General features: G+C 64.5%; 32 protein-coding genes. 31 read left to right on the top strand and 1 reads right to left on the bottom strand.

The annotated features are described in order from the left end of the window. Positions 1 to 35: 35 nt before the first annotated feature. The 31 genes from V6W80_RS11685 to V6W80_RS11535 all read left to right on the top strand — a co-directional run bounded on the left by V6W80_RS11685 (position 36) and on the right by V6W80_RS11535 (position 25,928). Entirely contained in the window at positions 36 to 941 is a 906-nt protein-coding gene (locus V6W80_RS11685) for a hypothetical protein (protein WP_338547249.1), read from the top strand. Next, positions 901 to 1,686: a cellulase family glycosylhydrolase gene (locus V6W80_RS11680; RefSeq protein WP_338547248.1), complete on the top strand. Its 786-nt coding sequence runs from the start codon at positions 901 to 903 to the stop codon at positions 1,684 to 1,686. The genes V6W80_RS11685 and V6W80_RS11680 overlap by 41 nt, the downstream gene beginning before the upstream one ends. Positions 1,687 to 1,705: 19 nt before the next feature. Further along, positions 1,706 to 2,302 carry a putative metallopeptidase gene (locus V6W80_RS11675; RefSeq protein ID WP_338546859.1) on the top strand — a complete coding sequence of 199 codons (597 nt, stop codon included), beginning with the start codon at positions 1,706 to 1,708 and terminating at the stop codon, positions 2,300 to 2,302. A 31-nt stretch (positions 2,303 to 2,333) separates the two neighbouring features. Continuing rightward, positions 2,334 to 2,795: a DUF2280 domain-containing protein gene (locus tag V6W80_RS11670; protein ID WP_338546861.1), complete on the top strand. Its 462-nt coding sequence runs from the start codon at positions 2,334 to 2,336 to the stop codon at positions 2,793 to 2,795. Then, on the top strand, positions 2,782 to 4,068 hold the full coding sequence (locus tag V6W80_RS11665) for a terminase large subunit domain-containing protein (protein WP_338546863.1): 1,287 nt from the start codon (positions 2,782 to 2,784) through the stop codon (positions 4,066 to 4,068). The genes V6W80_RS11670 and V6W80_RS11665 overlap by 14 nt, the downstream gene beginning before the upstream one ends. Further along, on the top strand, positions 4,068 to 5,861 hold the full coding sequence (locus V6W80_RS11660) for an anti-CBASS protein Acb1 family protein (protein ID WP_338546864.1): 1,794 nt from the start codon (positions 4,068 to 4,070) through the stop codon (positions 5,859 to 5,861). Before V6W80_RS11665 ends, V6W80_RS11660 begins: the two co-directional genes overlap by 1 nt. A gap of 28 nt (positions 5,862 to 5,889) precedes the next feature. After that, the gene (locus V6W80_RS11655) at positions 5,890 to 7,005 is read left to right on the top strand and encodes a DUF2213 domain-containing protein (protein WP_338547247.1); all 1,116 of its coding nucleotides are present in this window, start codon (positions 5,890 to 5,892) and stop codon (positions 7,003 to 7,005) included. Beyond that, positions 7,005 to 7,442, top strand: a complete 438-nt coding sequence (locus tag V6W80_RS11650) for a structural cement protein Gp24 (protein WP_338546867.1) — start codon at positions 7,005 to 7,007, stop codon at positions 7,440 to 7,442. The genes V6W80_RS11655 and V6W80_RS11650 overlap by 1 nt, the downstream gene beginning before the upstream one ends. 9 nt (positions 7,443 to 7,451) lie before the next feature. Then, on the top strand, positions 7,452 to 8,384 hold the full coding sequence (locus V6W80_RS11645; protein ID WP_338547245.1) for a DUF2184 domain-containing protein: 933 nt from the start codon (positions 7,452 to 7,454) through the stop codon (positions 8,382 to 8,384). Between the two features lie 10 nt (positions 8,385 to 8,394). Next, positions 8,395 to 8,805, top strand: a complete 411-nt coding sequence (locus V6W80_RS11640) for a hypothetical protein (RefSeq protein WP_338547244.1) — start codon at positions 8,395 to 8,397, stop codon at positions 8,803 to 8,805. A 42-nt stretch (positions 8,806 to 8,847) separates the two neighbouring features. Further along, on the top strand, positions 8,848 to 9,372 hold the full coding sequence (locus V6W80_RS11635; RefSeq protein ID WP_338547243.1) for a DnaT-like ssDNA-binding protein: 525 nt from the start codon (positions 8,848 to 8,850) through the stop codon (positions 9,370 to 9,372). After that, on the top strand, positions 9,369 to 10,355 hold the full coding sequence (locus V6W80_RS11630; protein ID WP_338547242.1) for a hypothetical protein: 987 nt from the start codon (positions 9,369 to 9,371) through the stop codon (positions 10,353 to 10,355). Before V6W80_RS11635 ends, V6W80_RS11630 begins: the two co-directional genes overlap by 4 nt. Beyond that, positions 10,352 to 10,738, top strand: a complete 387-nt coding sequence (locus V6W80_RS11625; RefSeq protein ID WP_338547241.1) for a hypothetical protein — start codon at positions 10,352 to 10,354, stop codon at positions 10,736 to 10,738. Before V6W80_RS11630 ends, V6W80_RS11625 begins: the two co-directional genes overlap by 4 nt. A gap of 21 nt (positions 10,739 to 10,759) precedes the next feature. Further along, complete coding sequence (locus V6W80_RS11620; protein WP_338547240.1) at positions 10,760 to 11,185, top strand: HK97 gp10 family phage protein; 426 nt, start codon at positions 10,760 to 10,762, stop codon at positions 11,183 to 11,185. Next, positions 11,182 to 11,595, top strand: coding sequence for a phage tail terminator-like protein (locus V6W80_RS11615; protein ID WP_288356589.1), 414 nt, complete (start codon positions 11,182 to 11,184; stop codon positions 11,593 to 11,595). Before V6W80_RS11620 ends, V6W80_RS11615 begins: the two co-directional genes overlap by 4 nt. A gap of 7 nt (positions 11,596 to 11,602) precedes the next feature. Then, positions 11,603 to 12,064: a phage tail tube protein gene (locus tag V6W80_RS11610; protein ID WP_338547236.1), complete on the top strand. Its 462-nt coding sequence runs from the start codon at positions 11,603 to 11,605 to the stop codon at positions 12,062 to 12,064. Positions 12,065 to 12,147: 83 nt separating this feature from the next. Next, positions 12,148 to 12,801, top strand: coding sequence for a phage tail protein (locus tag V6W80_RS11605; protein ID WP_338547235.1), 654 nt, complete (start codon positions 12,148 to 12,150; stop codon positions 12,799 to 12,801). 42 nt (positions 12,802 to 12,843) lie between these two features. Beyond that, entirely contained in the window at positions 12,844 to 13,227 is a 384-nt protein-coding gene (locus V6W80_RS11600; protein ID WP_338547234.1) for a phage tail assembly chaperone, read from the top strand. Positions 13,228 to 13,250: 23 nt separating this feature from the next. Then, positions 13,251 to 13,550, top strand: a complete 300-nt coding sequence (locus tag V6W80_RS11595) for a DUF1799 domain-containing protein (protein ID WP_338547233.1) — start codon at positions 13,251 to 13,253, stop codon at positions 13,548 to 13,550. Positions 13,551 to 13,598: 48 nt separating this feature from the next. Then, the gene (locus V6W80_RS11590) at positions 13,599 to 19,058 is read left to right on the top strand and encodes a phage tail tape measure protein (RefSeq protein WP_338547231.1); all 5,460 of its coding nucleotides are present in this window, start codon (positions 13,599 to 13,601) and stop codon (positions 19,056 to 19,058) included. Further along, positions 19,055 to 20,017 (top strand): hypothetical protein, encoded by a 963-nt coding sequence (locus V6W80_RS11585; protein WP_338547230.1) that lies wholly within the window; start codon positions 19,055 to 19,057, stop codon positions 20,015 to 20,017. The genes V6W80_RS11590 and V6W80_RS11585 overlap by 4 nt, the downstream gene beginning before the upstream one ends. Then, positions 20,017 to 20,313, top strand: coding sequence for a hypothetical protein (locus V6W80_RS11580; protein WP_338547228.1), 297 nt, complete (start codon positions 20,017 to 20,019; stop codon positions 20,311 to 20,313). Before V6W80_RS11585 ends, V6W80_RS11580 begins: the two co-directional genes overlap by 1 nt. A gap of 15 nt (positions 20,314 to 20,328) precedes the next feature. Then, positions 20,329 to 20,742, top strand: coding sequence for a hypothetical protein (locus V6W80_RS11575; RefSeq protein ID WP_338547227.1), 414 nt, complete (start codon positions 20,329 to 20,331; stop codon positions 20,740 to 20,742). Next, a complete protein-coding gene (locus tag V6W80_RS11570; protein ID WP_338544890.1) occupies positions 20,742 to 21,410 on the top strand; it encodes a hypothetical protein in 669 nt (222 codons plus the stop codon). The genes V6W80_RS11575 and V6W80_RS11570 overlap by 1 nt, the downstream gene beginning before the upstream one ends. 9 nt (positions 21,411 to 21,419) lie before the next feature. Next, complete coding sequence (locus V6W80_RS11565; protein WP_338544889.1) at positions 21,420 to 22,118, top strand: hypothetical protein; 699 nt, start codon at positions 21,420 to 21,422, stop codon at positions 22,116 to 22,118. Continuing rightward, positions 22,115 to 22,600 carry a hypothetical protein gene (locus V6W80_RS11560; protein ID WP_338547226.1) on the top strand — a complete coding sequence of 162 codons (486 nt, stop codon included), beginning with the start codon at positions 22,115 to 22,117 and terminating at the stop codon, positions 22,598 to 22,600. Before V6W80_RS11565 ends, V6W80_RS11560 begins: the two co-directional genes overlap by 4 nt. Positions 22,601 to 22,727: 127 nt before the next feature. After that, on the top strand, positions 22,728 to 23,219 hold the full coding sequence (locus tag V6W80_RS11555) for a lysozyme (RefSeq protein ID WP_338547225.1): 492 nt from the start codon (positions 22,728 to 22,730) through the stop codon (positions 23,217 to 23,219). A 47-nt stretch (positions 23,220 to 23,266) separates the two neighbouring features. Continuing rightward, positions 23,267 to 24,580: a hypothetical protein gene (locus tag V6W80_RS11550; RefSeq protein ID WP_338547224.1), complete on the top strand. Its 1,314-nt coding sequence runs from the start codon at positions 23,267 to 23,269 to the stop codon at positions 24,578 to 24,580. After that, complete coding sequence (locus V6W80_RS11545) at positions 24,580 to 24,990, top strand: hypothetical protein (protein ID WP_338547223.1); 411 nt, start codon at positions 24,580 to 24,582, stop codon at positions 24,988 to 24,990. Before V6W80_RS11550 ends, V6W80_RS11545 begins: the two co-directional genes overlap by 1 nt. After that, positions 24,987 to 25,253 carry a hypothetical protein gene (locus V6W80_RS11540; RefSeq protein WP_338547222.1) on the top strand — a complete coding sequence of 89 codons (267 nt, stop codon included), beginning with the start codon at positions 24,987 to 24,989 and terminating at the stop codon, positions 25,251 to 25,253. The genes V6W80_RS11545 and V6W80_RS11540 overlap by 4 nt, the downstream gene beginning before the upstream one ends. A gap of 9 nt (positions 25,254 to 25,262) precedes the next feature. Beyond that, the gene (locus tag V6W80_RS11535) at positions 25,263 to 25,928 is read left to right on the top strand and encodes a hypothetical protein (RefSeq protein WP_338547221.1); all 666 of its coding nucleotides are present in this window, start codon (positions 25,263 to 25,265) and stop codon (positions 25,926 to 25,928) included. Between the two features lie 73 nt (positions 25,929 to 26,001). Here the strand turns inward: V6W80_RS11535 and V6W80_RS11530 are convergent, their stop codons facing one another. Beyond that, positions 26,002 to 26,502: a hypothetical protein gene (locus tag V6W80_RS11530; protein ID WP_338547220.1), complete on the bottom strand. Its 501-nt coding sequence runs from the start codon at positions 26,500 to 26,502 to the stop codon at positions 26,002 to 26,004. Positions 26,503 to 26,829: the final 327 nt, after the last annotated feature.

The raw sequence follows: 26,829 nt of genomic DNA, 5'->3' as shown, positions 1-26,829 counted from the left end.
ATTCCGGCGCCCACAACCCCCGGAGTGCAAGCACCATGACCGACGCCGTAGGCGCTGCCAGCGCGAAGCTCGCGCAAGCCATCGCTGATGTCCAGACCGCAGGCAAGGGCCTGATAGAGGCAGCGCTCGCCGCGGCCCAGCCCGTGACCCCTGACCCGGTACCGGAGCCGACGCCTGATCCGGCGCCAGTGCCACCCGCCGCCAGCCTGCCGCTGACCACCGAGGTCATCAACGCCTACGACAAGTCGCTGATGCTGCCCATGAGCGAGCTCATCGTCGCCGACCGGGTCGTGGTGCAGCTCGCAACCGGCCAGGCGGTGAACGTGCTGGGGGTCGTCGAGGTTCAGCCGCTGGCAAACCGTGACCCCATGTTGCTGCTGGCAATCGACCAGACCATCGCCAACCCGGGCAAGGTGGTAGGCAAGCCCGCCACTGTCCGCGAGCGCTACGCCAAGCCCGCGCCAACCCTAGCGCCGCAACCGGTACCGGAGACGCCCGTTGTGGTGACCCCGGCAGATCCGAAGCCGGACCCGGTCGCTGGTCCTGCGGTGCTGCGCAACATCCCGTTCCTCGGTATCAACCTGGCCGCGCACTCGAATGCCAACCAGGTGCTGCCAGGCGAGGCGGGGACCCACTTCAAATGGCCGAGCCGCGCAGATGTCCGCCTCTACGTGCGTGACCTGGGCGTCCGGCTGATCCGTTTCCCCTATGCGCTCCAGCGCGCCACGCTGATCGACTCGACCGGCCTGCCGGTGAAGGGTGGCCAGCTTGATCCGACTTTCGTCGCCAAGATGAAGACCGTGCTCGGCTGGATTCGTGAGGACTCGAACGGCGAGGCGCTGGTCATCTTCGACCCGCACCACTACTGGCGTATCTACCGCAACCAGACCGCGCTGGTGGATGGTGCGCAAGCAGACCGGCGCGCTGCTGCCGGCCGGTGAGGCAGCCGGGCAGGGCGGTCGCTGGAAGCGCCAAGAGCAGGTGCTGATCGACGACGCCAACGGCTGGGGCGCGGCTGATCTCGGCGACCACATCGCCTCGATGGCGGCGACGTTCGATGAGGCGATGATCCTGGGCTACGGCCTAGGCAATGAGCCCTACGCATCGGGCGGCGCCCTGGACAGCCTCACGGTCACGGCGATGGAAGCCAAGGTGGTCGCCGATGTGAACATCATGCTGCCGATCATCCGCAAGGTGACGAGCAAGCTGGTGTTCATCTGTGGCAACCAGTGGGCCTCCGCTCGCAACTGGGCAGCCGTCAGCGGCTCGTTCGCTGCTGGCATCAAGGACCCGGCGAACAACTGGATCCCGGAGGTTCACGGCTACGGCGATCTCGACGGCGGTTCGAGCGGCAGATACTCCAGCGGCAACCTCAACGCCTTCCCGGCCGAGCAGGTCGCCCAGGTGTTCCGCCCGGCCTACAGCCACTTCGCCGCCAAGGGCCTGCGCGCCTTCGTCGGTGAGACCGGCATCCCGCCCACCGACTCTGGTCGTGCGGCACTGGCCCGGGCGCTGAATGAGGCCAAGGCCAACGGCGTCCCGGTCACCCTGTGGATCGCTGGCGGCGATGGCGCAATGGGCGGCGAGAAGATGAACCTGGACGACGCTGTCCATGCTGCGACCCGCGACCTGATCAAGGCCCGCGCCGGTGAACGCATGGCCGAGTGGAAGGCGCCCAGGTCGTAACGCACCACCAGGAGCCCCCATGGATCGTCCTCAGCCACCCGCCGCGCACTGGCCGGAGATTGTCCCGGCGCCCGAGCTGCGGGAATGGGCCATGGACACCTTTGTCCGTGAGGGTGGGAGGCTGCGCAACGAGGACCACATCCACCTGCTCGATGCCGACATCGGTTTCCTCTGGGCCAGGACAGGCTTCGTCAAGGCGAGCCGCCTGGTGCTGGGCCAGGCCGAGCAGGTCGCGTTCCGGGCCGGCGGCTGGCAGAAGGCGAGGGCAGAGCAACAGATGGTGGAGTGGTTCGGGGACATCCCGGACTTCCTCATCACCCTGGCCGCCGACTACTGCGCCGAGTGCAGCGACACCGAGTTCTGCGCCCTGGTCGAGCACGAGCTCTACCACATCGCCCAGGAGCTGGATGGCTTCGGTGCTCCAGCATTCACCCGGGACGGTATGCCCAAGCTCAAGCTGCGCGGCCATGACGTCGAGGAGTTCGTCGGCGTGGTGCGTCGCTATGGCGCCAGCCCGGACGTGCAGCGCCTGGTGGAAGCCGCGAACAGCCGCCCCGAGGTGGAGAAAATCAACATTGTGAGGGCCTGCGGAACCTGTCTGCTCAAGTCGGCTTGACCTCTGACAGACCCTTGACGGAAGTAGAACCATGGCCACCCTGAGCAACGATGTGAAAGCCTTCATCGTTCAGGCCCTGGCCTGTTTCGACACGCCCTCCCAGGTGGCAGCAGCCGTCAAAGAGGAATTCGGGATCGAGGTCAGCCGCCAGCAGTGCGAAAGCCACGACCCCACGAAGTACGCCGGGCGGGACCTGGCCAAGCGCTGGAGAGTCCTGTTCGAGGACACCAGGAAGCGCTTCCGCGAGGAGACCGCCGACATCCCGATCGCCAACCGGGCGCACCGTCTCCGCACCCTGGGTCGCATGGCCGAGAAGGCCGAGGGGATGCGCAACCTGGCGCTGACTGCTCAGCTGCTGGAGCAGGCCGCCAAGGAAGTGGGCGATGTCTACGTCAACCGTCAGACCAAGGCCGAGATGCCGCACGACGATCTGCCGCCGACCCGCGTGCAGGTCGAGGTGGTGGACGCGAGGGTCCGCGATGCCGACGCTTAACGTGCCCCAGGCGCAGTTCCTGCAGCTGCCCAACAAGTTCCGAGGGTTCGTGGCGGGGTTCGGTTCGGGCAAGACCTGGGTGGGCTGCGCCGCACTGTGCAAGCACGTCTGGGAGTGGCCCCGGATCAACTCCGGCTACTTCGCCCCGACCTATCCGCAGATCCGGGACATCTTTTTCCCGACCATCGAGGAGGTCGCTTTCGACTGGGGCCTCAAGGTCCGGACGAAGGAGAGCGACAAGGAGGTCGAGTTCTACAGCGGCGGCCAGTACCGCAGCACCACGATCTGCCGATCCATGGAGAAGCCCCAGACCATCGTCGGCTTCAAGGTGGGCCACGCCCTGGTGGACGAGCTGGACGTGCTGCCCGCGGCCAAGGCCCAGCAGGCCTGGCGCAAGATCATCGCGCGCATGCGCTACAAGGTGGACGGACTCAAGAACGGGGTGGACGTCACCACGACCCCCGAGGGCTTCAAGTTCGTCTATCAGCAGTTCGTCAAGCAGCTGCGCGAGAAGCCGGCGATGGCCGGCATGTACGGGCTGGTGCAGGCCAGCACGTTCGACAACGAACTCAACCTGCCGGACGACTACATCCCCTCGCTGATGGAGTCCTACCCCGAGCAGCTGATCATGGCCTACCTCGATGGCCAGTTCGTGAACCTGACCTCAGGCACGATCTACACCGCCTACGACCGCAAGCTCAACGGCAGCCAGGAGACCATCCAGGCCGGGGAGCCGCTGTTCGTGGGGATGGACTTCAACGTCGGCAAGATGTCGGCCATCGTCCACGTCAAGCGCCTAGGCCTGCCGCACGCGGTCGACGAGATCATCAACGGCTACGACACGCCGGACATGATCCAGAAGATCAAGGAGCGGTACTGGCTCTACACCGGGACCGAGTACCGCAACACCCGCCAGATCCGGATCTACCCGGACGCCAGCGGCGACTCGCGCAAGTCGGTGCGCGCCAGCGAAACGGACATCTCCCTGCTCAAGCAGGCCGGGTTCATCGTGGTAGCGCCAGGCGCTAACCCCCCGGTCAAGGACCGCATCAACGCCATGAACGCCATGTTCCGCAACGCAGCGGGCGAGCGGCGCTATCGCGTGAACGCGGACCGGTGCCCGACCTATGCCGACGACCTGGAGCAGCAGGTCTGGGCCGAGAACGGCGAGCCCGACAAGAAGCAGGGCAACGACCACCGGCCCGATGCCGGCGGCTACTTCATCCACAAGGAATACCCGATCACCAGGTACTCCCTCGCAGGCGTCGCATAATGGGTTTCAAACAGTTCCTCTCCGACAAGCTGGTCAATCTCGTGGCCAACCTGGGCACCGAGCGGGACAAGGCTGCACATTCCGGCTACGCGCTGCCGATCCTGACGGACGAGCAGATGCTGGCGGCCTACCGCGGCAGCTGGCTGCCCAGGAAGATCGTCGACATCCCCGCGCTCGACGCCTGCCGGCGCTGGCGCGGGTGGCAAGCCTCCAAGGAGCAGATCCAGGCCATCGAAGCCGAGGAGAAGCGCCTGGCCCTGGTGGCGCGCATCCGTACCGCCATGATCCGGGGGCGCCTGTTCGGTGGCGCCGCGGTGTTCATCGGCACCGGTGACCGCGACACGTCGACCGAGCTACGGCCGGATCGCATCGGCAAGGGCGGGGTGAAATACCTCACCGTGATGAGCCGGCGCCAGCTGCAGGCCACCGAGATCGAGCGGGACGTGATGTCGCCGCTCTACGGCAAGCCCAAGGCCTACCGGCTGGCTGGCTCCCAAGTCGCCATCCACCCCTCGCGGCTGGTGGTCTTCCAGGGCGCCGAGCACGCCGACCCCGAGCTGGTGCAGGGCGAGGCCTTCGGCTGGAGCGACTCGGTGCTCACCGCGATCATGGAGGCGATCAAGCAGAGCGACGGCACGATGGCCAACGTGGCCAGCCTGGTGTTCGAGTCGAAGGTCGACATCATCAAGATTCCGGACCTGATGCAGAGCCTGCAGGACCCACGCTATGAGCAGCAGCTGCTGGAGCGCCTGCGCCTGGCGGCAATGGCGAAGGGTATCAATGGCTCCCTGATGCTGGATTCCATGGAGGACTATCAGTCCAAGACGGCCAACTTCAGCACGCTGCCCGACATCATGGACCGCTTCCTCCAGGCAGTGGCTGGCGCCGCTGACATCCCGGCTACCCGACTGCTGGGCCAATCGCCCGCCGGCATGAACGCCACCGGTGACAACGACCTCCGCAACTACTACGACCGGATCCAGGCTGGCCAGGAGCTGGATGCCCGGCCCGCGATGGCGGTGCTCGATGAGTGCCTGATTCGCTCCGCCCTCGGCAGCCGGCCCCCGGAGATCCACTACAACTGGAACAGCCTCTGGCAGCCCACAGCGACCGAGCGCGCCACAATCGGCAAGACCATCGCCGACACCCTCAAGGTGATCAAGGACACCAGCCTGTTCCCGGAGGCTGCGCTCTCCCAGGCCGCCGAGAACGTGCTGGTAGAGAACAGCGTCCTGCCCGGTCTGGAGGCAGCCATGGAGGAGTACGGCACAGCGCTGCCAGACGAGGAGGGCGGCGAGGGCAACGAGGAGTTACCACCTGGTGGTACCCAGCTGCAGGACGCCGCGCCGCGCCCGCTGTACGTGCAGCGCAAGGTGGTCAACACCGCCGAGCTGCTGGCCTGGGCCAAGGGCCAGGGCTTCGACGTCACGGTCCCTGCGGACGAGCTCCACGTCACGATCGCCTACAGCAAGCAGGCGGTGGACTGGATGAAGGTGGGCACTGCCTGGAGCGACGGCCCGGATGGTTCGATGACCGTCCCACCAGGTGGCGCGCGGCTGGTCGAGCCGCTGGGTGACGAGGGCGCCGTGGTGCTCCTGTTCAACAGCTCCGAACTCGCCTGGCGCCACATGGCCATTCGCGAGGCTGGCGGGTCCTGGGACTTCGAGGACTACCAGCCCCATATCACCATCACCTACCAGCCCGGCGCGGTAGACCTGGCCAAGGTCGAGCCGTACCGCGGCCGCATCGAGCTGGGCCCGGAAGTCTTCGAGCCCCTCGACGACACCCTCTGACTAGGCGGATCACGCCAAGGAAAACGCCATGCTGCTGCACGACTCTGTGTCGGTTTCGGCTGTCCGCCGAACCACTGACGGCTACCTCGTGGCCGAGGCCCGGGTAGCGCGCACTGGCATCCAGGACTACCTCGGCACCGAGGTGGGCAAGCCTGAGATGCCCATCGTTCGGCTGTACCGCCCGCCCGAGGCCGTGTTCGCCGAGGACGCCATGCGCTCCTACGCCTACCGCCCGATGACCAACGGCCACCACGGCGACGTCAACGCCGCCAACTGGAAGCAGCTCGCCGTGGGCCAGACCGGCGCCGAGGTGCTGCGCGATGGCGAATTCGTCCGCGTCCCGATGGTGGTCATGGACGCCGCGGCGATCCAGGACGTCGAGGACGGGCGCCGCGAGCTCTCCATGGGCCTGGAGGCCATCGTCGTCTTCGAGGACGGCCTTACCCCCGAGGGCGAGCCCTACGACGCCCGCGTGGAAAGCATGCGGATGAATCATCTGGCGCTCGTCGATCGGGCGCGAGGTGGCGAGCAACTACGGATCGGGGACCAGCGCAGCCCCGGGCCGAATACCCCTGCGCACCCCACTCACAACGGAGGCCATCCCATGGCTGATTCTCTGCGCACGGTCTTGGTCGATGGCCTGTCCGTGCTGACCACCGATCAAGGCGCCCAGGCGATCGAAAAGCTGACCAAGCAGCTGGCCGACGCGGGTGTCAACGTCAAGACCCTGACCGACGCCCATACCGCGGCTATCGCCGGCAAGGACCGCGAGCTGGCTGGCAAGGACAACGAGATCGAGAAGCTGAAGGGGCAACTGCTCACCGACGCCCAGATCGATGCTCGCGTCCTGGCGCGTGGCGACCTGATCGGCAAGGCCAAGTCCATCGCCGACGCCGACTACAGCGGTAAGAGCGACGACGAGATCCGCAAGGCTGCTGTGGTGGCCAAGCTGGGCGACGCCGCCGTGGCCGGCAAGAGCGCCGACTACATCACCGCCCGCTTCGACATCCTGGTCGAGGACTCCAGCGATCCGGTGCGCACGCACCTGAAGGCGCAGGACGGCCAGATCCAGAACCCCAACGACAACGGCCAGGCAGCCTACGAGACCCGCCTGACTGATGCCTGGAAAGGAGGTGCCCAGTAATGCCTGCCATTCAGACGAACTATTCCGAGAACATCCGCGCCAGCGTGCCGGGCCACATCCCGGACATGACGCCCGCCGACCTGGTGTCCCGCACTGTTCAGGACGCTGCCGGCCTGGGCTTCGGCCTGCCGGTATTCCAGGGCACCACTGACAAGTCGGTCCGCGCCTTCGCCGCCGGCGACACCGCGGCCAAGTTCGTGGGCGTCTCCGTCCTCGATCGCTCTGCTGGTGGCCCGAACGGGTACCTGCAGTACGAATCCGCGCGGATCCTGCTCACCGGTCCGATCAGCGTCACCGCGACCGTCGCAGTGGCGGCGGGTGACCCGGTCACCGTCAGCGCTGCCGGCTTCAGCAACACCGGTGGCATCACTGTTCCGAACGCACGCTGGGACACCAGCGGCGCGGCCGGCGCCGTCGCCAACATCTTCATCAAGTAAGGAGCGAACATGCGCGCCCCCTTTCAGCTGCTGGACGCCCAGGCCGCCCTGGCGTTCGTGATCTCCCAGGCCACGCACATCGAGCGTGGCGTCAACGCCATCGTGTACCCGGACATCCAGTATCCGAGCCTCGTACCGGTGGACACCTCCGCCAACCCCTGGGCCAAGACGGTCACCTACTTCTCCTCGGACATGTACGGTAGGGCCGATTGGATCAATGGCAACTCCGACGACATTCCCCGCGCCGGCACCGAACGCTCCAAGTTCGAGACCCAGGTGCAGATGGCCGGTATCGGCTACGGCTACGGCCTGGAGGAGGTGAGCCAGGCCTCTATGCTCGGCATCAACCTCGATGCCGAGGATGCTTCGGCTGCCCGCCGCGCCTACGAGGAGATGGTCGAACGCGTTGCGCTCTATGGCGATGCCAGCAAGGGTTTCTATGGCATCACCAACGCACCGGCAGTCCTGGCCGGTTCCGCCACCAATGGCAACTGGCTGACCGCCACCTCGGACAAGATCCTGGCCGACGTGAATAACGCCCTCACTGGTCAGGCCCAGGGCACGCTGTTCACCACCATCGCAGACACTCTTCTGCTGCCCTATGACCGCTGGAGTGCGATCAGCACCCGCATGGTCACGGAGCTGTCCACCCAGACCATTCTGGGTTGGCTGCTGCAGAACAACGTCTACACGGCCAGCACTGGTCGCCCGCTGACCATCCGTGCTTTGCGCGGCCTGGAAAAGGGTGGCGCCGGTGGCACCGCTCGGATGGTTGCCTACCGCCGCGACCCCTCGGTGGTGAAGCTGCACATGCCGATGCCGCACCGCTTCCTGCCTGTGTACCAGGCTGGTCCGCTGCGCTGGGAAATTCCCGGCATCTTCCGCCTGGGCGGTGTCGACGTTCGCCAACCCACCCAGATGCGCTACATCGACGGGATCTAAGGAGATCGCCATGCCTGTAATCACCAACACTAGCACCACCCCCATCGGCCTGCCGGACGGCGGCGTCATCGGTCCCAAGCAGCAGCTGGACGTCGACAACTGGGACGACATCAAGGACCGGGTGAACCTGGCCCACTACGTCCGCATCGGCGTGCTGACCGTCGAAGGCGCCCCGGTCGATGGCCAGAGCGGCTCGACCGAGGACATCGAAAAGCAGGACCTGCTGGCCAAGCTGAAGGCCTTCGGCGTCAACGCCGGCGCCAATAGCAAGGTCGAGACCCTGCGCCAGAAGCTGGCCGACGCCCAGGAAGCCCAGGAGCGCGAGGCTGTCGTCTCCGCGCTGCAGGACAAGAACGTCGAGTTCGACGCCAAGGCCAAGCTGGAAGACCTGAAGAAGCTGCTCGCCGAGCAGCCGCAGTAATACCCCGGGCGGTTCGCCGCCCACCTATTCGAGATCGACGTCATGGCAGACTTTTATGGCTCCCTGCTGGGCGCCGACGCCTACCACACCGCCCGCGCCAACACCGGCTGGGCGGGTGAGAACGACCTCAAGCTGGCCGCGCTGCTGCGGGCGTCCGTCTACATCGACGGGCGATACCGGAAGCACTACCCATCCGGCCGCTGGGCGTCGCTGTTCCCGGGCGAGAAAGCCCTGGGGCGGGCCCAGGCTCGGGAGTGGCCGCGCACCGACGCTCAGGACTACACCGGGGCCGCCATCAGCGCCAATGAGGTCCCGGCCGAGGTCGAACAAGCCACCTACGAGGCCGCGCTGCGCGAGCTGGTGACCCCCGGCAGCCTGAGCCCCGACTTCGTGGCCACCAGCCTGATCAAAAGCGAGAAGCTCGGGCCGCTGGAGACCACGTACGCGGTACCGGACGCCAGCGCGCCAGGTGCGTCGCCCGCCCGGCCGGTCATCACCCTGATCGACGAGATCATCGCCCCGGTGCTGGTCGCCCGCTATGAGCTGCCCGCCATGGTGGTGGTGTGAACGAGGCCGAGATCCTGGCCGCGATGGATGGCATGACGCCGGCCCTACAGCGCGCCTACCTGGACCAGATCCGGGCCACGGTGGACGCGGCGACCATCGTCGAGGTCGAGCGCATGATCGCGCAGCAGGATGACCAAGGCCTGGTGGCCACCCTGGCGCTGGGCGCCTTCGCCGCGCTGCTGGAAGCGGTCCGGACGACCTACATCAAGGGCGGCACTCTGGTGGTGATCAAGATGCCAGGCGGGCGCCGGGTCCAGTTCGACCAGCACGCGCCGGCCGCCCAGCAGTGGCTGACCCAGAACGCCACTGACCTGACCACCACCATTGCCCGGGAGCAGGCCGAGGCCATCCGGGTGACCACCGCAGCTGGCCGCGCCGCCGGCCGCACGCCGCGCCAGATCGCTCTGGACGTCGTAGGGCGGCTGAACGCCCGAACCGGGCGCCGGGAGGGTGGTGTGCTCGGCCTGTCGGCACCCGAAGCCCAGGCCATCGCCAGCACCCGCGACCAGCTCAGCAGCGGCGTCGCCGAGCGCATGCGCCAGTACCTGGCCAAGGCCGACCGGGACAAGCGCCTGGACGGCATCGTCGAGCGCGCCATCCAGCTGCAGAAGCCGGTGGCCGCCCCAGACGTCCAGAAGATCGCCACGGCCTACGCGGACCGGAAGGTAAAGGCCCACGCGCTGCTGGTGGCCAAGGCCCAGGCTCACGAGGCCCTGAACGCCGGTTTCAACCGCCTGCACGCCCAGCTGCTGGAAGGCCCAGTCCGCCCGGTGAGCGTAGAGAAAATCTGGCGCAACAAGGGCGACCTGCGCGTTCGCCATGCCCACGTCACCCTGGGCGGTGTGCGGGTGGGCTTCAACCAGCCGTTCCAGTCGCCCACCGGCGCGCGGCTGAACTATCCCGGCGATAAGACGCTGGGTGCTTCCTGGGCCGACCTGGCGAACTGCCGGTGCACGGTCTCTTACCGAGTGACCTGGAAATGACCGACATCCACGACCGAGGCCGGGCCATGGCCATCCGCATGCTGGCGCCGCGCCCGAAAGGGAAGGGCATGGCGCTGGTGCTCACCCAGGCCACGGTCGGCACCTACGACCCGGTCGCCGGCGGCTCGGTCACCGGCTCCAAGGCATACGACGGATCGGGCCTGCGCTACAGCTACACCCAGGATGAGATCGACGGCACCGCGATTCAGCAAGGCGACGTGAAGCTGCTGGTGTCGCCCGTGCAACTGGCCGGCGCCGATCTGCCGAAGCCTGCCACCGGGGACACTGTCCGCTTCGACGGCGCGCTCTACCGTGTGATCAGCGTGAAGGCCTGGAACTTCGCCGGCGTCGACTGCGGTTACGAGGTCCAGGGGAGGGCGTAGGCCATGGGCAGGCAGCACCAAATGACGGCGCGCTATGGCGACCTGTCCGGCGACTTCGAGGCGGATCTGGATCAGTTCCGGCTGCAGGCCCTGGCTGCCATCGAGCAGACCATCCAGGACATCGTGATCCAGATCGGCGAATCGCTGATCAACCTGAGTCCGGTGGATACCGGGCTGTTCAAGGCGAACTGGCAGTTCACCATTGGCGCGCCGGCGAACAGCAGCCTGATCGACACCGACAAAGAGGGCGACGCGACGATAGCCAAGCTGATCGCTGCGGCGAACGCGCTGGAGCCCGGCCAGGTTGCCTACATCGTTAACACCCTGATCTATGCGATCCCGCTCGAATACGGGCACAGCCAGATGGCACCGAACGGCATGGTCCGCCTGACCATCGCCGAGTTCGAGCGGATCGTCGCGGAAGCCGTAGCGAGGAACGCCGTATGAGTCATGCCCTGGCGCGCCAGGCCATCGAGACCAAGCTGGCGGCCTGGGCCACGGCGAAGGGCATCGGGGTGGCCTATGGCGTCGAGCCATTCAAGCCGCAGGCCGATCAGCCGTACCTGCGGGCCTTCCTGCTGCCATCCAGCACCACCTGCCGCTACCTGGGCACCGATGCCCTGGAGTACCGCGGCATCTACCAGATCAGCGTGGTTACACCGAAGGGCCAGCCGCAGAGCGTCCCCGAGGGCCTGATCGCCGAACTGAATGCCCTGCTGCCGCTGGACTCCTTCCTGGACCAAGGCGCATTCGAGGGCCAGGTGGTCGAGCCGCTGGCCCAGGGCCCGGTGATCCCGGAAGACGCCGTCTACACCATCCCCGCCACCCTGACCTACCAGGGCAGCGCCCCGACGTAGGTGCACCATGCAGAAGATCCTCCCGCTACCCAACGGGACAACCGTCTACGTGTCGGCGAGCATCGACCCCAGGTCAATGCTGGTGCCCGACCCCACCGATACAACCTGGGTCGAAGTGAAGAAGGTCACCGGCTCCGGCCTGAGCCCCTCTGGTGGTGAGGAGAAGTGGTCGTCCTACCAGCCGCTTTCCGGCTACGAGGACAAGCGCTTCCCGACCGGCCGCAGCTTGCACGACATGGCCCTGGAGTTTCAGGACGACCCTGACTCCATTCACGCAACCCTGATCACCGATGCCCGCGACGTCCGGCGCCTGCTGGCGTGGCAGATCAAGCTTCCCAGCGGCGCGCTGATCACCTTCCCGGCCTACGCCACTGGCGGCTACATCCCGACCCTGAACCGAAACGAGCTGATGGTGGTGACGTTCACCCTCGGCTTGACCGCTATGCCGAAGCGCCGCCGCCCGGCCTGAGGCAATCCCTCCGCCACGGCGGAACACCCCGAAGAAGCCCGCCTTTTGCGGGCTTTTCCATTTCCAGATAGAGGACCGCCTCAATGACAACCCGCATTCCGCTTCCCAATGGCTCCATCATCCAGGTCGCCAACACCCTGTCGGCGGCCAAGACCATCACCGCGATCAGCAACGCCGTGCCGGCGGTCGTCACCTCGACGGCGCACGGCCTGAGCAATGGCGACATCGTCGTGCTCTCCAGTGGCTGGAGCAAGCTGGACAACCGAGTCGCCCGGGTCGCCGGCGTGACCACTGACAGCTTCCAGCTGGAGAAGGTGGACACCTCGAATATCCAGCTCTACACGCCGAACGGTGGCGCCGGCAGCTTCAGCAAGGTGATGACTCGTTCCGAAATCACCAAGGTGACCGACTTCACCACCAGCGGCGGCGAGCAGCAGTTCCTGACTGTCGGCTACCTGAGCGAGGACGACGATCGCCAGTTCCCCAGCAACCGGAACCCGATGAGCGTCTCCATCCCCGTCCAGGACGATCCGGACGCCCCCTACGTCGCTGTCGTCGAGGGCTACCAGGAGGCGAAGCTCGGCACCGTCCTGTTCGTTGTCCTGCCCGGCGGCGGCCTGATCCTGATCCCTGGTTCGATCAGCATCACTCAGCTCCCCACCATGGGCCGCAACCAGCTGATGACCCGCACCATCAGCTTCGCTCTGTCCAGCCGCAGCACCCGCTACACCGCCTAACCGGCGGTGTGGTACCCCCTCATTCCCTTCGGAGCCCAGTAAATGGCCAAGATCAGCATCAAGCAAAAGCCCACCTTCCAGCGCGAAGTCGAGATCCCGCGCGTCGGCGACAAACCCATCAAGGTGCTCTTCACCTTCACCTTCCTGGATCGGGCGAAGGTCGCCCAGATGATCGACAGCGAGATCCTGCACTCGCAGAAGGTCGCCGAGCAGCTTTCTGCTGGTGGTACTAGCGCCGCAGACATCGCCGTGCAGATGGAGGATTTCCAGGTCTCCTACCTGACCAAGATCGTGGCCGGCTGGGGCTTCGAGGAGGAATTCAACGAGGAGAACCTGCGCGAGCTCGTCAGGGGCTGGGACGCCGTACCTACAGCGATCATCAACACCTACAAGACCTCGTACCAGGCAGCGCGCGAGGGAAACTGACCGAGGTCGCCCACCTGCTCTACGTGACTACCGCCAGCACCGACCAGCTGTCGGCGCTGGGCTTCCTCCCTGAGGACATGGGCGAGGAGGTGATCGAGATCTGGGCGGCCAACGAAGAGTCGTTCGCGGTGTTCGAGGGGATGATGACCCAGTGGCGCACCGGCATGGGTGGCGCCACTGGCCTTGATTACAGCGCCGTGCCAGTGGTCATGGACATGGTCGGCATCAAGGGCAAGGTCCGGCGCCGCGAGGTGTTCCGCGACATCCGGGTGATGGAGAAAGAAGCTCTCCGCACGATGGCAGATAACCGAAACGACAAGTGACAGACGAACAGCCGCCTCAGGGCGGTTTTTTTTCGCCCGGAGAAAAGCATGAGCGGACCGTCCATTGCACAACTCGGCATCCGCGTAAATTCCGAGGAGGCCGATCAGGCCTCTGATGCGCTCGACAAGCTGGTCCAGTCTGGCGCGCGCACTGCCCAGGAGATGGCAGCGCTCAACCTGAAACAACGCGAAGCCGCGAAGTCGGCTGGCGATACCGCTCGGGCGATGGGTGAGGTGGCGCAATCCGCCAACCGCGCCAACGCCGAACTGGCCGCGCTGAACCTCAAGCAACAGTACGCCGCCCAAGTCCTGGGCGACCTGGCCAAATCGTCTGGCCTGACCGTCACCGAGCTGCGGGATCTGAATGCCCAGCAGCGCCAGACCGCGCAGCTGTTGCAGAACCTGGGCACCGTGGTGGGCCAGTCCACGGCCGAAATTCGCGCCATGACCTTCTCTCTGCAGGCAGTTGCCGCGCAGAATCAGGCAGTGGCCACCACCGCGCCCAAGACCACGCGCGCCATCAAGGAGCAGGGCGACCAAGTCGCACGTCTGCTCGGCCAGATCGACCCCACTGTCGCGGCCCTGGACCGCCTGGATGCCCAGCAGCGCAAGCTCCAGAGCTTCAAGAAGTCCGGCCTCATCGATGCCGACACCTTTGAGCAGTACAACAGCCGGCTGGAACAGACCCGGGCCGGTCTCGGCAACTTCGACACCCAGCTCGAACGCACCGGCATGTCTGCCAAGGCCACCGCCGCGGCCATGCGTGGTGTCCCTGCCCAGCTGACCGACATCGTCGTCAGCCTCCAGGCCGGCCAGGCCCCGCTGACCGTACTGCTGCAACAGGGTGGCCAGCTTAAGGACATGTTCGGTGGCGTAGGGCCTGCTGCGAAGGCTCTGGGCGGCTACGTCCTGGGCCTGGTGAATCCGTTCACCCTCGCGGCCGCTGCTGTGGCGGTCTTGGGCGTGGCCTATTACCAGGGCAGCGAAGAGTCCGAGCGTTACGCCCGGTCTCTGATTCTCACCGGCAACGCCGCCGGCACCTCGGCGAACGAGCTGGCGGTCATCGCCGAGCGCATGGCTTCCGTCCGCGGCACCACTGGCCAGGCGGCCGAGGCACTGACCCTGCTTGCCGGTACCGGCAAGGTGTCCGCCGACAACCTTGAGCGTATCGGATCCGCAGCCACCTCGTTCGCCAGTGCCACCGGCACAGCCATTGGCGACGTGGTCCAGCAGTACGCCGAACTCGGCAAGTCGCCGGTGGAGGCTTCGCGCAAGCTCAACGAGCAGTATGGCTACCTGACCACCGCGGTCTATCAGCAGATCACCGCACTGGTCGAGCAGGGCCGCACCCAGGAAGCCGCGTCACTGGCGCAAAGGACCTTTGCGGACGCCCAGGAGCAGATGGCGACGAAGGTTCGGCAGAACCTGGGGACGCTGGAGTCTGCCTGGAACAGCCTGGGCTCCGTGGCCAAAAAGGCCTGGGACGCGATGCTGGGCATCGGTCGCGACACCACCCTCGAAACCAAGATTTCCCAGCTGACCGCGTTCATCGAGAAGCGCAAGAACCTGGGTGGCTACGACAACACTGCCTACGAGCGCCAGCTCGCCACGCTGAAGGAGCAGCTCACCGTCCAGCAGCAGCAGGCGGCGGAGCAGGGGCGGCAGCGCCAGAGCGAAAATGCGGGCACCGAGGCGGCGGTCAAGGTCAAGGCCCTGACCGAGGCCACGCTCACCAACGAGCAGAAGCGGAACAAGGAGAAGAAGGAATATCTGGAGTGGGTGCGGCAGATCAAGGCCGTCGACCCGAGCTCTGACCTGGTCGCCCAGGCCAACGTGGACAAGGTCCTGGCGAACATCGCCGAGAAGTACAAGGACGCCAAGACCCCTACGGTCAAAGCCCCCGCGCTCGATACCGAGTCGGTCAACCAGCTGCAGAACAACCTCAAGCTGATCGTCGGCGAATACGACTCGGCCGAGAAGAAGATCGAGGCCATGGGTCGTGCCGGGCTGATCAGCCAGGCCGATGTCTATCAGCAGCGCGTGACGCTACTGGACCAGGAGCGTGGCAAGGTCACCGAGGCCTATGGCGCTCAGATCGATGCTATTGAGCAGCTGCAGGGTCGTGCCAACCTGTCTGCCCAGCAGCGCATCCAGCTGGCCAACCAGCTCAACGATGCGGAGACCGCACGAACCAAGGCTCTTGCGGACCTCGACACCAAGCGCGCCACGCTGCAGACCGAGGAGGAGGGTAGGCTCCGCAAGCTGACCCTGGCATCGAACGCCTATACCGCTTCGCTGCAGGCCCAGGTGGAGGCGCTGCGCCTGCAAGGCGAGCGTGCGGCTGCGGCAGTCGGCATGGGCAAAGACCAGGCCGCACTGTTCGAGCAGCTCAATCGCTTGAACGATCGCTACATCGAGGACCTCAAGGCACTCAACCGCCAGCGGGACGAGGGTTCGATCAGCGCCGAGACCTATGCCAAGCGCGAACAGGAGCTGCGCCAGAACCAGATCGCCCTCGCCAAGCAGGTACAGGACAATTACGCCCAGCTGCAGGTGGCGCAGGCTGATTGGGCGAACGGTGCCCATGGCGCCTGGCAGGACTACCTGAGCAATGCCCGGGACGTCGCCGGCCAGACTCGCAGCGCCTTCACCGATGCGCTGAAAGGCATGGAGGATTACCTCCTTTCGTTCATCACCGGGACCAAGGCGTCGTTCAAGGACCTGGTCAAGTCGATCATCGCGGACTTTGCGCGGATCGAGCTGCGCAAGCTGATCAGCAGCGTCGGCGGGTCGGGTGGAAGCGGCGGCGGTATCGTCGGCAGCATCAGCGATCTGTTCGGAAGCTTCACCACTGGCGGCGGCTCCTCGGGTGGCGGCCTGAACCTGGCCAGCCTCTACAACTACGGATCCAGCGCCTACAACTTTATCACCGGCACTGGTGCGAACCTGTGGAACGCCTACAGCACCGGCGGGCTCACCGGGCTCTACAACTACGGTGCGTCTGCCGTTGGCAGCTGGCTTGGCAATGGCGCTGCCACCGTTGGTGCGAACACGATCGGGACCGCTGCTGGCAGCACGGGCTATGCGCTCGGCCAGAACGTAGTTCAGGGCACGGTTGGCAGTGCAAGTTATGCGGGTACTGGTGCAGCGGCCGGCAGCACTGCAGCGAATGCCGGCCTATCCGCCATTGGCGCTGTGGGTTACGGCATCGGCGGCGCACTCATGGGCTACCAGCAGGCGGGCGTCAAAGGCGCGGTGACTGGTGCGGGTGGTGCCGTGGCCGGCGCCTACGCGGGCGCTGCCATCGGTTCGGTCATCCCGATCATCGGGACCGCCATCGGGGCCGCCATCGGCGCGTTCCTCGGAGGCACTGTGGGTGGCTCGCTGTGGGGCGGCGACTGGCAGACCAAGGATACCGGCCTGGTGCTCGGCGTGTCTGGCGGAGAGCTGGATGCACAGCAGTACGAATACCAGAAGAAGAAAGGCGGCCTGTTCGGCAAGAACAAGAAGCGCACCCGCTACAGTGACCTGGAGGACGACAACCAGAACGCGCTGGATGCCACGTACTACGCTGGCCTCCTGGGCATAGAAAACGTCTACAAGCAGTTCGGGATCGAGCTGACTGAAAGCGCGATCGACGGCCTGGAAGTAGCCACCACGACGTTCAGCACCAAGGACAAGACCTCGGAAGAGGTCCAGGGGCTGATCAACGACTGGTTCAACAACACCTTCGACAGCATCACCGACCAGCTCAACGTGGCCACCGGCAGCCAGTTCCGTGAGGGGCTGACCTTCAGCGGACTGACCTCGCTGCTGAACAACCTGGTGGCGGTGAATGCCGGCCTGGAGCAAATCCACGTCACGACGTTGAAGCTGAGCCCGGCCAGCGCCTATGCCGCCGACGCCCTGCGCCAGTTCGCTGGTGGGATGGAGCAGTTCGGCGCCAACGTGAATAGCTACTACCAGGGCTTTTTCTCGCAGACCGAGCGCGAGGATGACGCTATTGCCGCGCTGCGCAAGCAGTTCGAGGCGATGAACCTGGTGCTGCCGGAAACCAGCAAGGAATACCGCGCGCTCGTCGAGTCGATGAGCCCCGACTATGACGCCGGGCAGAAGACGCTCAGCTTCCTGCTGGCCCAGGCCGCTGCAGCGAAATCGGTCTATGACGTGCTCGAGCGCCGCACCAAGGAAGCCGCGGATGCTCAGCAGGCCCTGGCGGATGCCCAGAGCCAGGCAGCCAAGGCCGCAGCGGAGGCTGCTGCTCAGCAGCTGGAAGCGGCGCGCCTGGCGAAGATCAGCTATGCCGATGCGATGCAGCAGGCCTATGCGTCTGACGCGCAGCGGGCGATGTCTGCCATCACCAGCGCCATCAAGGGCGAGCAGGACGCGCTGACCGAAAGCTACAACGCCCAGGTCGACGCGCTGAATGCCCGGATTTCGGCGTCGGGCGACATCGTCAGCAGCCTGACCTCGATGACCAGTGGTCTAGGTGGGGCGCTAAAGCAGCTACTGGGCCAGAGCGACGCGGCAACTGCGATGTTGTACCAGCAGGGTCGTGCCACGCTGGAGACGGCGGCCGCCATCGCGAAGGCGGGCGGATCGCTGGCCAACTTCGAGGGTCTCGATCAGGCGCTGGACGCGGTCACCGGCAACTCGGCCGACCGTTACAGCAACTGGGAGGACTTCGCTCGGGACCAGGGCCGGGCTGCCAACCTCATCGACGAGCTGAACAAGGCCGCCGGCGGCCAGCTGACGGTAGAGCAGCGCACGCTGGAGACGCTGAACAAGCAGCTGGACCAGGGCAAGTCGGCCTACGACGCGCAGATGAAGGCCTTCCAGGGCCAGATCGACCTGGCCCAGCAGCAGCTGGACATGCTCAACGGCATCAACAGCAGCGTGCTCAGCGTCAAGGACGCGCTGGCACAGTTCGCCACCGCCCTGGGCGCCGCCTATGCCGGCCAGAAGAACCAGAACGAGGCAGGCAGTACCGCCTCCCTGGATAGCCAGATCGGCCGGATCTACAACCAGATGCTTGGTCGTAACGTCGACGCTGGCGGGTTGGATTTCTGGAAGCAGAAGGTCACCAGCGGCGCGCTCTCTGCGGGAGACCTGCAGAAGGCCATCGCGGCCGGCGCCCGGGATTACATCTCGGTCTACGGTATCGACGCCTATCGTCAGCAGTACGGCGACAAGGCCGCCGAGGCGGCGCTGAAGATCCCGGCCTTCGCCAATGGCGGGGACTACGCCGGCGGCCTGGCCATGGTCGGCGAGCGTGGTCCCGAGATCATCAATTTCCAGCGGCCTGGGTACGTGTACACCGCCCGGGAATCTGCCGGGATGCTCTCCAGCGCCGACCTGTCCGGAATGATGGCGCTTCTGCGCCAGCTGCTGGCCGCGGTTGGCACTGGCAATGAGCGCCTGTTCTGGATCACCGATAACAGCCGCAAGACCGCGACCAACACCGAGGTTCTGCGCGATCGCGCCCTTCAGCAGGAAGCAACAGCATGATGATGATCAAGCCGGCCAGTATCGTGCCGGCCACTCTCGTGGCATCGAACGTTCCCAAGAACGACGCGGCCGAGTGGGCGCCGGCGCGCACTGACTACGCCAAGGGCGAGAAGGTGATCGACGGCACCCACCTCTGGGAGTGGCTCAGCGATACGAAGGGCAACACCGCGGTGAAGCCCTCCGCCGACACGACCGTTCCCTCGAAGTGGCTGGACACCGGCCCCATCAATCAGTGGAGGATGTTCGACAAGTCCGCCGGCCAGCTGGCCAACGCCTCTGGCGCTCAGGTTCAGCGGCAAATCTTCCAGATCGGCACCAAGACCAGCAATCCGGGCTCGATCGACATCACCCTGCAGCCAGGCACTGTCGTCGACAGCGTGGCGCTCTTCGGCCTGTCCGGGTACCGCGTGACGATCACCATGCAGGACTCGGTGGACGGTGTGGTCTACGGGCCGGAGGAGGTCAGCCTGGTGGATCCGGCGGCCAGCAACATGTGGGAGTGGCTGTTCACGAGATCTCGGCGCCGTTCACGGATCGTGCTCACCGACCTACCGGCCTACGGTACCGCGTCCATCCGCATCCTCATCGAGGCGGGTCCTGGTGAAAAAGCCGAGTGCGCCATGGTGGTGGTGGGCGCTCTCGAAGAGCTGGGGGAGGCCCTCTTCGGTGGTGGCTTCGGCATCACCGACTTCAGCACCAAGGACGCGGATGCCTTCGGCAATGAGACGTTCATTGAGCGCGGGTACCGCAACCGCGTCACCTATCCCATCGCCATCTACGACGACATGGTTTCGAGCATTCGAGACCTGTTGATCGAGTACCGGACCAAGCCAGCGGTGTTCATCGGCGACATCGACCGCGAGTGGTCGCTGATCTATGGGCGCTACAAGGACCTCAACGTCACCGTGCCGCAACCCTCTTTTTCTGAATGCACGCTCGAAGTAGGAGAGCTGATCTGATGTCCATCCCGCTGATTACTCCGCTCCCACCGGCACCCAACCGGCGCCAGTCCCGTACTGATTATCCCGCCACGGCCGATGCCTGGGCGGCTGCCCTAGGGCCCTACACCGGACAGCTCAACGACTTCGCTAAGGCACTCAATCCGCTGATTCCAACCCTGGAAGCGGCAGGGGCTAGTGCTGACGCTGCGGCCAAGTCAGCGAAGGCCGCGCAAGACGCCCAGGCAGCGGCAGAAGCCGCCGCAGGCAACCCCATCCGCCTCGGCCTACTTCACGCCGTCGCTCTCTGCTTCTGACAAGGAATCCACCTCATGTCCAAGACCTACACCTGCCCGTTCGCCCAGACTCCCCGCACCGGTACTGCCGTCGTGACCGCTGCAGCGGCGAACCTTACTAGCGATGCGCCGACCAATCTGAGCCTAATTGCTACGGCCGGCCCTGACGGCGCCATTGTCACCCGTGTCTGGGCAATTCCTCGCGGCACTGTTTCCGCCAGCAGCCTTGTTCTTTGCTTAGCTGGTGCTGACGGTGCGATCCGTGTGATCGATTCTGAGGCAATGCCGAGTTTTGCGTCGTCCACCAGCGCCGCACTGCCCGAAACCCAGTTCGCCAACTACAGCGAAGCAACGCCGATTCGTCTTGCCGCCGGCGACAAGCTCTATGTCGGCTCTCAAGTGGCAAACGCTCAGGGCATTTGCTTCCGCATTGAATGGACGGATTTCTGATGCCTAGCCCTAATCTCCCTCAGCTTTCTCCGCGCGCTGGGAACGGGCTTGGAGGAATTCCTAGAAAGTCAGATTCATCTCCGCCACCGACGGTCTTAGTTATCGTAATCTCTGCCACTGATACAGCAAGCAAGAGCTTTAAGATTCCCGACGGGTACAAAAAGGCCAGGGTTAGTTTTATTGGTAAAGGTGGGCTAGGATCTGTTTCCGGATCAACCTATTACGGAGGTAATGGAGCTGGTTGCTCAATCACAGATGTATTTAATCTGATTCCTGGTAAAACGCTTGATTTATTAGAGCAGTCTGGAAACCAGTATCTGTCTTATTCTTCCGCTTTTTCCATATATATGCCAAACTCAGGATATGGGTTCAATACCACTACAAGGCCCATCGGTGGTCTGAAAAACTATTCTGGAGGGCAGGGAAGCACCAGCACCTCTGCAACTGGCATTGCAGGTGGCGGGGCTGCAACCTTGTATGGTGACGGCCAGAATGCATTAGGATCTGATGGCGGCTTAAATGGGCCTTTTGGAATAGAGGGCAGAGGGCAGGGCTCATTTTACCCTGGAAAGGGATTCGGTTTCGGTGCGAAGGAAACCGGAGACCCTGCGGGCACACAATCCGGTAACCGTGGTGATAGTGCCATCTATCTTGAGCTTTGGCCTTGAGGAGTTGTCATGTACGAAAACCTACTGATGGTTAAAGACGGCGTTGCATCCAGAACTCCCGTTCCAGAGTCTATATATGGATTGCCACCCGAAATCCTGCTTGATCTGACATGGGTAGATCCGGCATTAGGTCTTTATGACACCCAATGGTGGCCATCGAAGTTTGTTGACGGTGAGCTAGGTCGAGACTTCAAGTGGGGCGATGAGTCCTATCACCTGGACTACGAAAACCACATCGTGGAAATCACTCGCGAGCAGATTCCGCTGACTCAGGAAGAGAAGGATGAGCGACGTGCCCGAGAGCTGGCCTACATGTCTCCTATTATCGATGCCGAGCGCGATCGCCGGACTGCCATGGGCTTCGTCTACGACGGCAAGGCCTACCAGACCGAGAACCAAAGCCAGATCGACGACATACTCGGCAAGATGACCGATTCCCTGGCAGCGATCACTATCGACCAGGCCCAGCCCGGTGATCTGCGCTGGGCCAGCCCAGAGTACGATTTCGCCTGGAGCACTGCGGATGGGACCCTGGTGCCGATGGATGCTCAGACATGCCTGGCCTTCACCCGCTCAGCCGTTCGACGGAAGACGCTGCTGGTCGGCGCCGGCCTGGCGCTGAAGGCCATGGACCCGATCCCGGCCGACTACATAGACGATAAATACTGGCCGCCGCTGGACAGCACGGCCAAGACCACCCGCAAATGACGCCCGCCGTCGGCAAGTTCGACCGGTACCCGCTGATGCGGCAGACGGCGCGCTGGGAGTGGGTGGTGGAGGAGGTGTTCTCCTTCCACGACCCGGTGATGGGCGTGATCACCTGCCCGGCGCCGTCGCCCACCGACCTGGCCAGCATCCGGTTCCTGCGGGAGGTGTTCCGCTGGGGCGCGATCCTTGCCGTGGTGTTCGGCATCTTCAGCGCCGCCTTCGGGCTGCCGGTAGTGCTGGCCATCGTCGCCGCGGTGATCGCTGCGCTGGCTGTCCTGCTGTACGCCTATATCGCCGGCTACGGAAACCGCATGAGCGCCATGCACGACTTCCTGTACCGCTCCAGGCGCTTCCCGAAAGCGGTGTGCGACCAGATCCTCTGGCGCATGGCCCGGACCGGGGAGGGCATGGCGCGCCCACGAGCCGCCGTCTTCTACCTGGGCCCGGTCCTGGGTGGCCGGCGCCGGTACGGCCGGCGCTGAATCCTCACGTTCGCGCGGAATCGCGCGCCAGATAGTCCCGCCACCACCTGAATCCTCGCGTTCGTGAGGACACACAACCCGATCAGCCCGCCACTGCGCGGGCTTTTTTGTGCCCGGAGAAAAGGCCATGCGCACATCCGCGGAGGGCATCGCCCTCATGCACCACTACGAAAGCTGTCGCCTTAGTGCCTATCCCGACCCGGGTAGCGTGGACGGCCGCCCCTGGACCATCGGCTGGGGCCACACCGGTCCGGAGGTCAAGCGTGGCCTGGTATGGACCCAGGCCCAAGCCGACGCCGCTTTCCTGCGAGACCTGCAGGCCACTGAGTACCTGGTCGAGAAGATGGCGCCCACCGCCACTCAGGCCGAGTTCGATGCCTTGGTCTCGTTCGCCTACAACCTGGGTGCCGCAGCGCTGCGCGGCTCGACGCTGATGCGCCTGTACCAGGCCGGCGACAAGACCGGCGCCGCTGAGCAGTTCCTGCGCTGGGACAAGAACGATGGCGCTGTCCTGCACGGCCTCACGAAGCGGCGCAATGCCGAGCGCTCCCTGTTCCTAGGCGCTACCTCCGCAGTGGCGATCGCCATCGGCGATCGAGCAAAGCGCGCTATCGCCTGATTCATCCATCCCGCTGTACCCACCGCGTCACCTCAAGGAGAGGGACCATGCCCCTGCCTATCTCGGATCTACCGTTCCAGCGCCTGTTCGGCGACCTCTACAAGCGCCTCGACGACCAGGGTCGCCTCGATGGCCTGATGACCACCGGGACAAACGTTCTGACCAAGCACCTGTTCGGCCGGATGAAGACTCAGGACGCCGCCAACGCCATCACCTTCAATATGCAGATCGAACTGGAGGCGCCGTTCATGGCCTTCCGGATCGGCATCCCCAACATCCACACCGCACCGGTCACCGGCGTGAAGGCCTGTGTCGGGCTTTCGGCCTCGGCGCCTGCCGCGAACTACCTGGTGCAGACCTCGCCCGAGGGCGGCGAGTGGATCGATTGCACCTTCAACGGTGCGGCATCCGTGGACCTGCCGAAGCAGATCGAGGCCGAGCGCTACAGCATGACCTGGTCGGATCTGATCGAGCTGCCCAGCATCGCGCGCACGGACGTCGCGAATGGCCGGCCCATCGTCGTGGTGCGGATCGAATACCCGGCCGGCTCCAAGTTGACGACCCCCTTCAACGACCTCTACTACTGGCGCTCGATCGGCCCGCGCATCTACTGCTGCTCGAACCAGGAAGTGCAGGGCGTCACCAACAAGGGCGCCTTCACCCAGAACAACGTCTATTCCAGCGGCGGTGACGCCAAGGCTGTGGTGCCAGCGATCCAGTACATCAGCCAGGCCCGAGGCCACCAGCTGATGCTCTGTGGCGACAGCATCGTCGAAGGCCTCGGTGGCGATGTCCGGGACTATGGCGCTATCCAGCGCGCGGCCTATGAACTGAGCACGCCGGCGCGGCCCATCGAATACTGGAATGCCGGCCTACACGCCCAGGCACCGGCGGTCTACAGCCGAATGGTGGACGATCACGTCGACCGCGTGCGGCCCACGGTGCTGTTCTATGCGCCCTGGTCGGTGAACGACGTTGCAGCCGGCGGCATCACCACCGCAGCGCTCCGCCGGGCAAAGGGTGCGCTGGCCAGGGTGATGGCCACGCTCCAGGGCAAAGGCCAGCGGCCCCTGGTGGCTATCCTCGAGGCGCTGCCGTGCAACACCGACTACCGCGCGGTGGGCGCCGCGGACAGCATCCGGCGGGACTTCAACGCGGTCTATCTGCCGAGCCTGTCTGGGGTGGTGCTCATGTCCGGCTACGCCGCGGCAATCACCGGCGCGCGGGACGCCAGCGGTCAGGACCAGATCCGCGAGGGGGCGGTGAACGCCGACAAGGTTCATCCCAACGACGTGGGCCACATCCTGCTCAAGGCCATCCCGAAGGCCTTCCTGACCCTGCTGCTGGATCGGGTGCAGTAATGGCCGTCGTCGAGCAGTACAGGGTGGCCGTGCTATGGGTCACCGCAGTCGTGTTGCTCGCCGTGGGTGCGCTGGCTGGTGCCGGCGCGGCCTACTGGGTGACCGCCGGCCACTATCGGCCCATCGTCGACGCCAAGACGAGAGCAGCGGAGGCCTCGGCCAGCTTCCTGGCGTCATGCCGCACTACCGCCAGCACACTGGAAGGGCAGGTCGGGCAGCAGAACCAGGCCCTGGCCGATCTCCGCCTGGCCGCCGAGAAGCGCGCCAAGGAGGCTGAGCCGATCCAGCAGCAGGCCGCGAAGGCCGCCGCCCGCGATTACCAGGCTGCCAATCGCCTGCAGCAGGAGCGCACTGGCGGCGACCCGGCCACGGCCGCCGCGGCCATCATCGACAAGGAGCTGGGCCTATGAGGTGGATCATCGTGGGGATGCTGGTCGCGCTGGCGGGGTGCGGCGCCCAACGCGTTGCCGAGCCAGAGCCGCGCGTGGTGCGCGTGGAGGTGCCGGTCCCGGTGCCGTGCCGGGTGAAGGCGCCGGCGGTACCGGCCTGGGCGGCGGATGGACTGCGGAGGGAGGACAGCCTAGAGGTGAAGGTGAGGGCACTGCTGGCTGAGCGTCGACAGCGTATTGGCTATGAACGAGAATTACAGGCAGCTATCAAGTTTTGTGATTAGGTATCCCGCATGAATAAGTTAGACGTCTATCTCGGTCGTATCTCGCATGTGGTTCAGATCGGCCTTTTTGTGGCGACGCTTTGGACTATCTACTATACCGTCATTCCGCTGTACAAAAGTGCTCAGATGGAAGAGTCTCTCGCGCGGAAGGAACTCGAGCTAGATCATATTCAACAGAAAGCTGCAAAAATAGAGTCAGAGTTGTTGAGGCGAGAGCTGCAAAGCTTTGCTATTAGCGCCACAAATTGTTTAGGTATTCCAGACGTGTTTTCTGCTGATAGTGAGCGCGTGATGGCTGACTACAAGCCGAGCATCATCGCGTCATGCATCTTGGATATGGTGAAAAATCAAGATTTCCTAGTGGTGGCTGGCGATGAGGAAAACGCGCTCAAGCTACGTGTTTATGAGCTTGAACATGGTCTCGATCGACTATACGCAACTAAAACTTACGAGTATGACCACTATCATGAGGTCGTTAATAGCGATGGAGATGATAAAGGTGCGCATACGAAGTCTTATGTGCATCAGCTTAATAGCTTTATGGATAAGATAGGATATAAGTTGTCGCCGGAGGCGGTCAGGGAAAGTCAGATTAGATCCGGAAAGGCAGAAATAGCAATGAGCTATATTCTTGAGGCAAACAATTTACTGCTTAAGTCAATTAGGACGCAGTGAATTTGGTATTTGGGAAGTGTGACAGTATCTGCAGTGGCATTGATAAGCCACATCAGAATGGTGTGCCAGTCTGTTAGATGGGCACAACGCTCACACCGTCCCATCGACCGGCCAGCACCATCTCGTAGAGCCGGCCGTCGATCTCAGCGGCGGTCGGCGTCACGAACACGCCTAGGACCTCCTCCTGGCGCATGTCCACCAGGTGGATGCGCCCCTCGCCGCGGCGGCTGAACTGGCCAACCGGCAGACGGCCGAGCTCTGGCCTGACGAAGCTGGGACCGCCCGAGGTAGCCCACACCTCGCCAGTCAGCGGGCACTTCAGCTCGTAGCTGAGCCTGATGTCCCATCCACGAGGCCAGGTCGCGTGAATCTCCAGCGTGTGCTCGATCCCGGCGTCAGCCAGCTCGCAGAACTCGACGCAATAAGGATGACTGATGGCCCTGCGCTCCAGCAGGGCAATAGCGGCCGAGGTGCAGAACCGATGCCACATCTCCGGGAAGTTGAGCCGGTCGCGCTCATCGGCGAGGTAATCCCGCAGGGCGGTGACGGTGGGGTTGTCTGGGTCGAGAAACATGGTCGCGTCCTTACTGTTCGGGCATACAGTAATTCCACCGGAGGTGATGTCGAGCAGGTGGTGACGAAAGGAGGAGTTTTCGGTTCGGCAGAACGCCGGGAGAGGGGCAGCGAGCGATACCAATTCTGATACCACTCGTTGCGTTCGGGAGCGTTTTTAGGGGTCCGGAAGCGATCCTAGAAAGCCTAGAAACCCAGCAAAACCAGGGCCTTAGGAACCCAAGCTAACGCCACTTATACTGCATGGTGATGTTAGCGGTGGAGATCAAGGGGGGTACCTGTAAGGGGTTTCAGACCGGAGCTCGGCCGCTGTCCGGGCCGGCAAGCG

It is taken from the genome of Pseudomonas benzopyrenica (genome assembly GCF_036884265.1).
GTDB classification, from domain to species: Bacteria; Pseudomonadota; Gammaproteobacteria; order Pseudomonadales; family Pseudomonadaceae; genus Chryseomonas; species Chryseomonas benzopyrenica.
This window is presented reverse-complemented; position numbering and strand designations above follow the sequence as displayed.

What these genes read in the sequence shown, in the direction of transcription:
- V6W80_RS11685 (WP_338547249.1), top strand. Translation starts at nt 36, where the DNA reads ATGACCGACGCCGTAGGCGCTGCCAGCGCGAAGCTCGCGCAAGCCATC.
- V6W80_RS11680 (WP_338547248.1), top strand. Translation starts at nt 901, where the DNA reads ATGGTGCGCAAGCAGACCGGCGCGCTGCTGCCGGCCGGTGAGGCAGCC.
- V6W80_RS11675 (WP_338546859.1), top strand. Translation starts at nt 1,706, where the DNA reads ATGGATCGTCCTCAGCCACCCGCCGCGCACTGGCCGGAGATTGTCCCG.
- V6W80_RS11670 (WP_338546861.1), top strand. Translation starts at nt 2,334, where the DNA reads ATGGCCACCCTGAGCAACGATGTGAAAGCCTTCATCGTTCAGGCCCTG.
- V6W80_RS11665 (WP_338546863.1), top strand. Translation starts at nt 2,782, where the DNA reads ATGCCGACGCTTAACGTGCCCCAGGCGCAGTTCCTGCAGCTGCCCAAC.
- V6W80_RS11660 (WP_338546864.1), top strand. Translation starts at nt 4,068, where the DNA reads ATGGGTTTCAAACAGTTCCTCTCCGACAAGCTGGTCAATCTCGTGGCC.
- V6W80_RS11655 (WP_338547247.1), top strand. Translation starts at nt 5,890, where the DNA reads ATGCTGCTGCACGACTCTGTGTCGGTTTCGGCTGTCCGCCGAACCACT.
- V6W80_RS11650 (WP_338546867.1), top strand. Translation starts at nt 7,005, where the DNA reads ATGCCTGCCATTCAGACGAACTATTCCGAGAACATCCGCGCCAGCGTG.
- V6W80_RS11645 (WP_338547245.1), top strand. Translation starts at nt 7,452, where the DNA reads ATGCGCGCCCCCTTTCAGCTGCTGGACGCCCAGGCCGCCCTGGCGTTC.
- V6W80_RS11640 (WP_338547244.1), top strand. Translation starts at nt 8,395, where the DNA reads ATGCCTGTAATCACCAACACTAGCACCACCCCCATCGGCCTGCCGGAC.
- V6W80_RS11635 (WP_338547243.1), top strand. Translation starts at nt 8,848, where the DNA reads ATGGCAGACTTTTATGGCTCCCTGCTGGGCGCCGACGCCTACCACACC.
- V6W80_RS11625 (WP_338547241.1), top strand. Translation starts at nt 10,352, where the DNA reads ATGACCGACATCCACGACCGAGGCCGGGCCATGGCCATCCGCATGCTG.
- V6W80_RS11620 (WP_338547240.1), top strand. Translation starts at nt 10,760, where the DNA reads ATGACGGCGCGCTATGGCGACCTGTCCGGCGACTTCGAGGCGGATCTG.
- V6W80_RS11615 (WP_288356589.1), top strand. Translation starts at nt 11,182, where the DNA reads ATGAGTCATGCCCTGGCGCGCCAGGCCATCGAGACCAAGCTGGCGGCC.
- V6W80_RS11610 (WP_338547236.1), top strand. Translation starts at nt 11,603, where the DNA reads ATGCAGAAGATCCTCCCGCTACCCAACGGGACAACCGTCTACGTGTCG.
- V6W80_RS11605 (WP_338547235.1), top strand. Translation starts at nt 12,148, where the DNA reads ATGACAACCCGCATTCCGCTTCCCAATGGCTCCATCATCCAGGTCGCC.
- V6W80_RS11600 (WP_338547234.1), top strand. Translation starts at nt 12,844, where the DNA reads ATGGCCAAGATCAGCATCAAGCAAAAGCCCACCTTCCAGCGCGAAGTC.
- V6W80_RS11590 (WP_338547231.1), top strand. Translation starts at nt 13,599, where the DNA reads ATGAGCGGACCGTCCATTGCACAACTCGGCATCCGCGTAAATTCCGAG.
- V6W80_RS11585 (WP_338547230.1), top strand. Translation starts at nt 19,055, where the DNA reads ATGATGATGATCAAGCCGGCCAGTATCGTGCCGGCCACTCTCGTGGCA.
- V6W80_RS11580 (WP_338547228.1), top strand. Translation starts at nt 20,017, where the DNA reads ATGTCCATCCCGCTGATTACTCCGCTCCCACCGGCACCCAACCGGCGC.
- V6W80_RS11575 (WP_338547227.1), top strand. Translation starts at nt 20,329, where the DNA reads ATGTCCAAGACCTACACCTGCCCGTTCGCCCAGACTCCCCGCACCGGT.
- V6W80_RS11570 (WP_338544890.1), top strand. Translation starts at nt 20,742, where the DNA reads ATGCCTAGCCCTAATCTCCCTCAGCTTTCTCCGCGCGCTGGGAACGGG.
- V6W80_RS11565 (WP_338544889.1), top strand. Translation starts at nt 21,420, where the DNA reads ATGTACGAAAACCTACTGATGGTTAAAGACGGCGTTGCATCCAGAACT.
- V6W80_RS11560 (WP_338547226.1), top strand. Translation starts at nt 22,115, where the DNA reads ATGACGCCCGCCGTCGGCAAGTTCGACCGGTACCCGCTGATGCGGCAG.
- V6W80_RS11555 (WP_338547225.1), top strand. Translation starts at nt 22,728, where the DNA reads ATGCGCACATCCGCGGAGGGCATCGCCCTCATGCACCACTACGAAAGC.
- V6W80_RS11550 (WP_338547224.1), top strand. Translation starts at nt 23,267, where the DNA reads ATGCCCCTGCCTATCTCGGATCTACCGTTCCAGCGCCTGTTCGGCGAC.
- V6W80_RS11545 (WP_338547223.1), top strand. Translation starts at nt 24,580, where the DNA reads ATGGCCGTCGTCGAGCAGTACAGGGTGGCCGTGCTATGGGTCACCGCA.
- V6W80_RS11540 (WP_338547222.1), top strand. Translation starts at nt 24,987, where the DNA reads ATGAGGTGGATCATCGTGGGGATGCTGGTCGCGCTGGCGGGGTGCGGC.
- V6W80_RS11535 (WP_338547221.1), top strand. Translation starts at nt 25,263, where the DNA reads ATGAATAAGTTAGACGTCTATCTCGGTCGTATCTCGCATGTGGTTCAG.
- V6W80_RS11530 (WP_338547220.1), bottom strand. Translation starts at nt 26,502, where the DNA reads ATGTTTCTCGACCCAGACAACCCCACCGTCACCGCCCTGCGGGATTAC.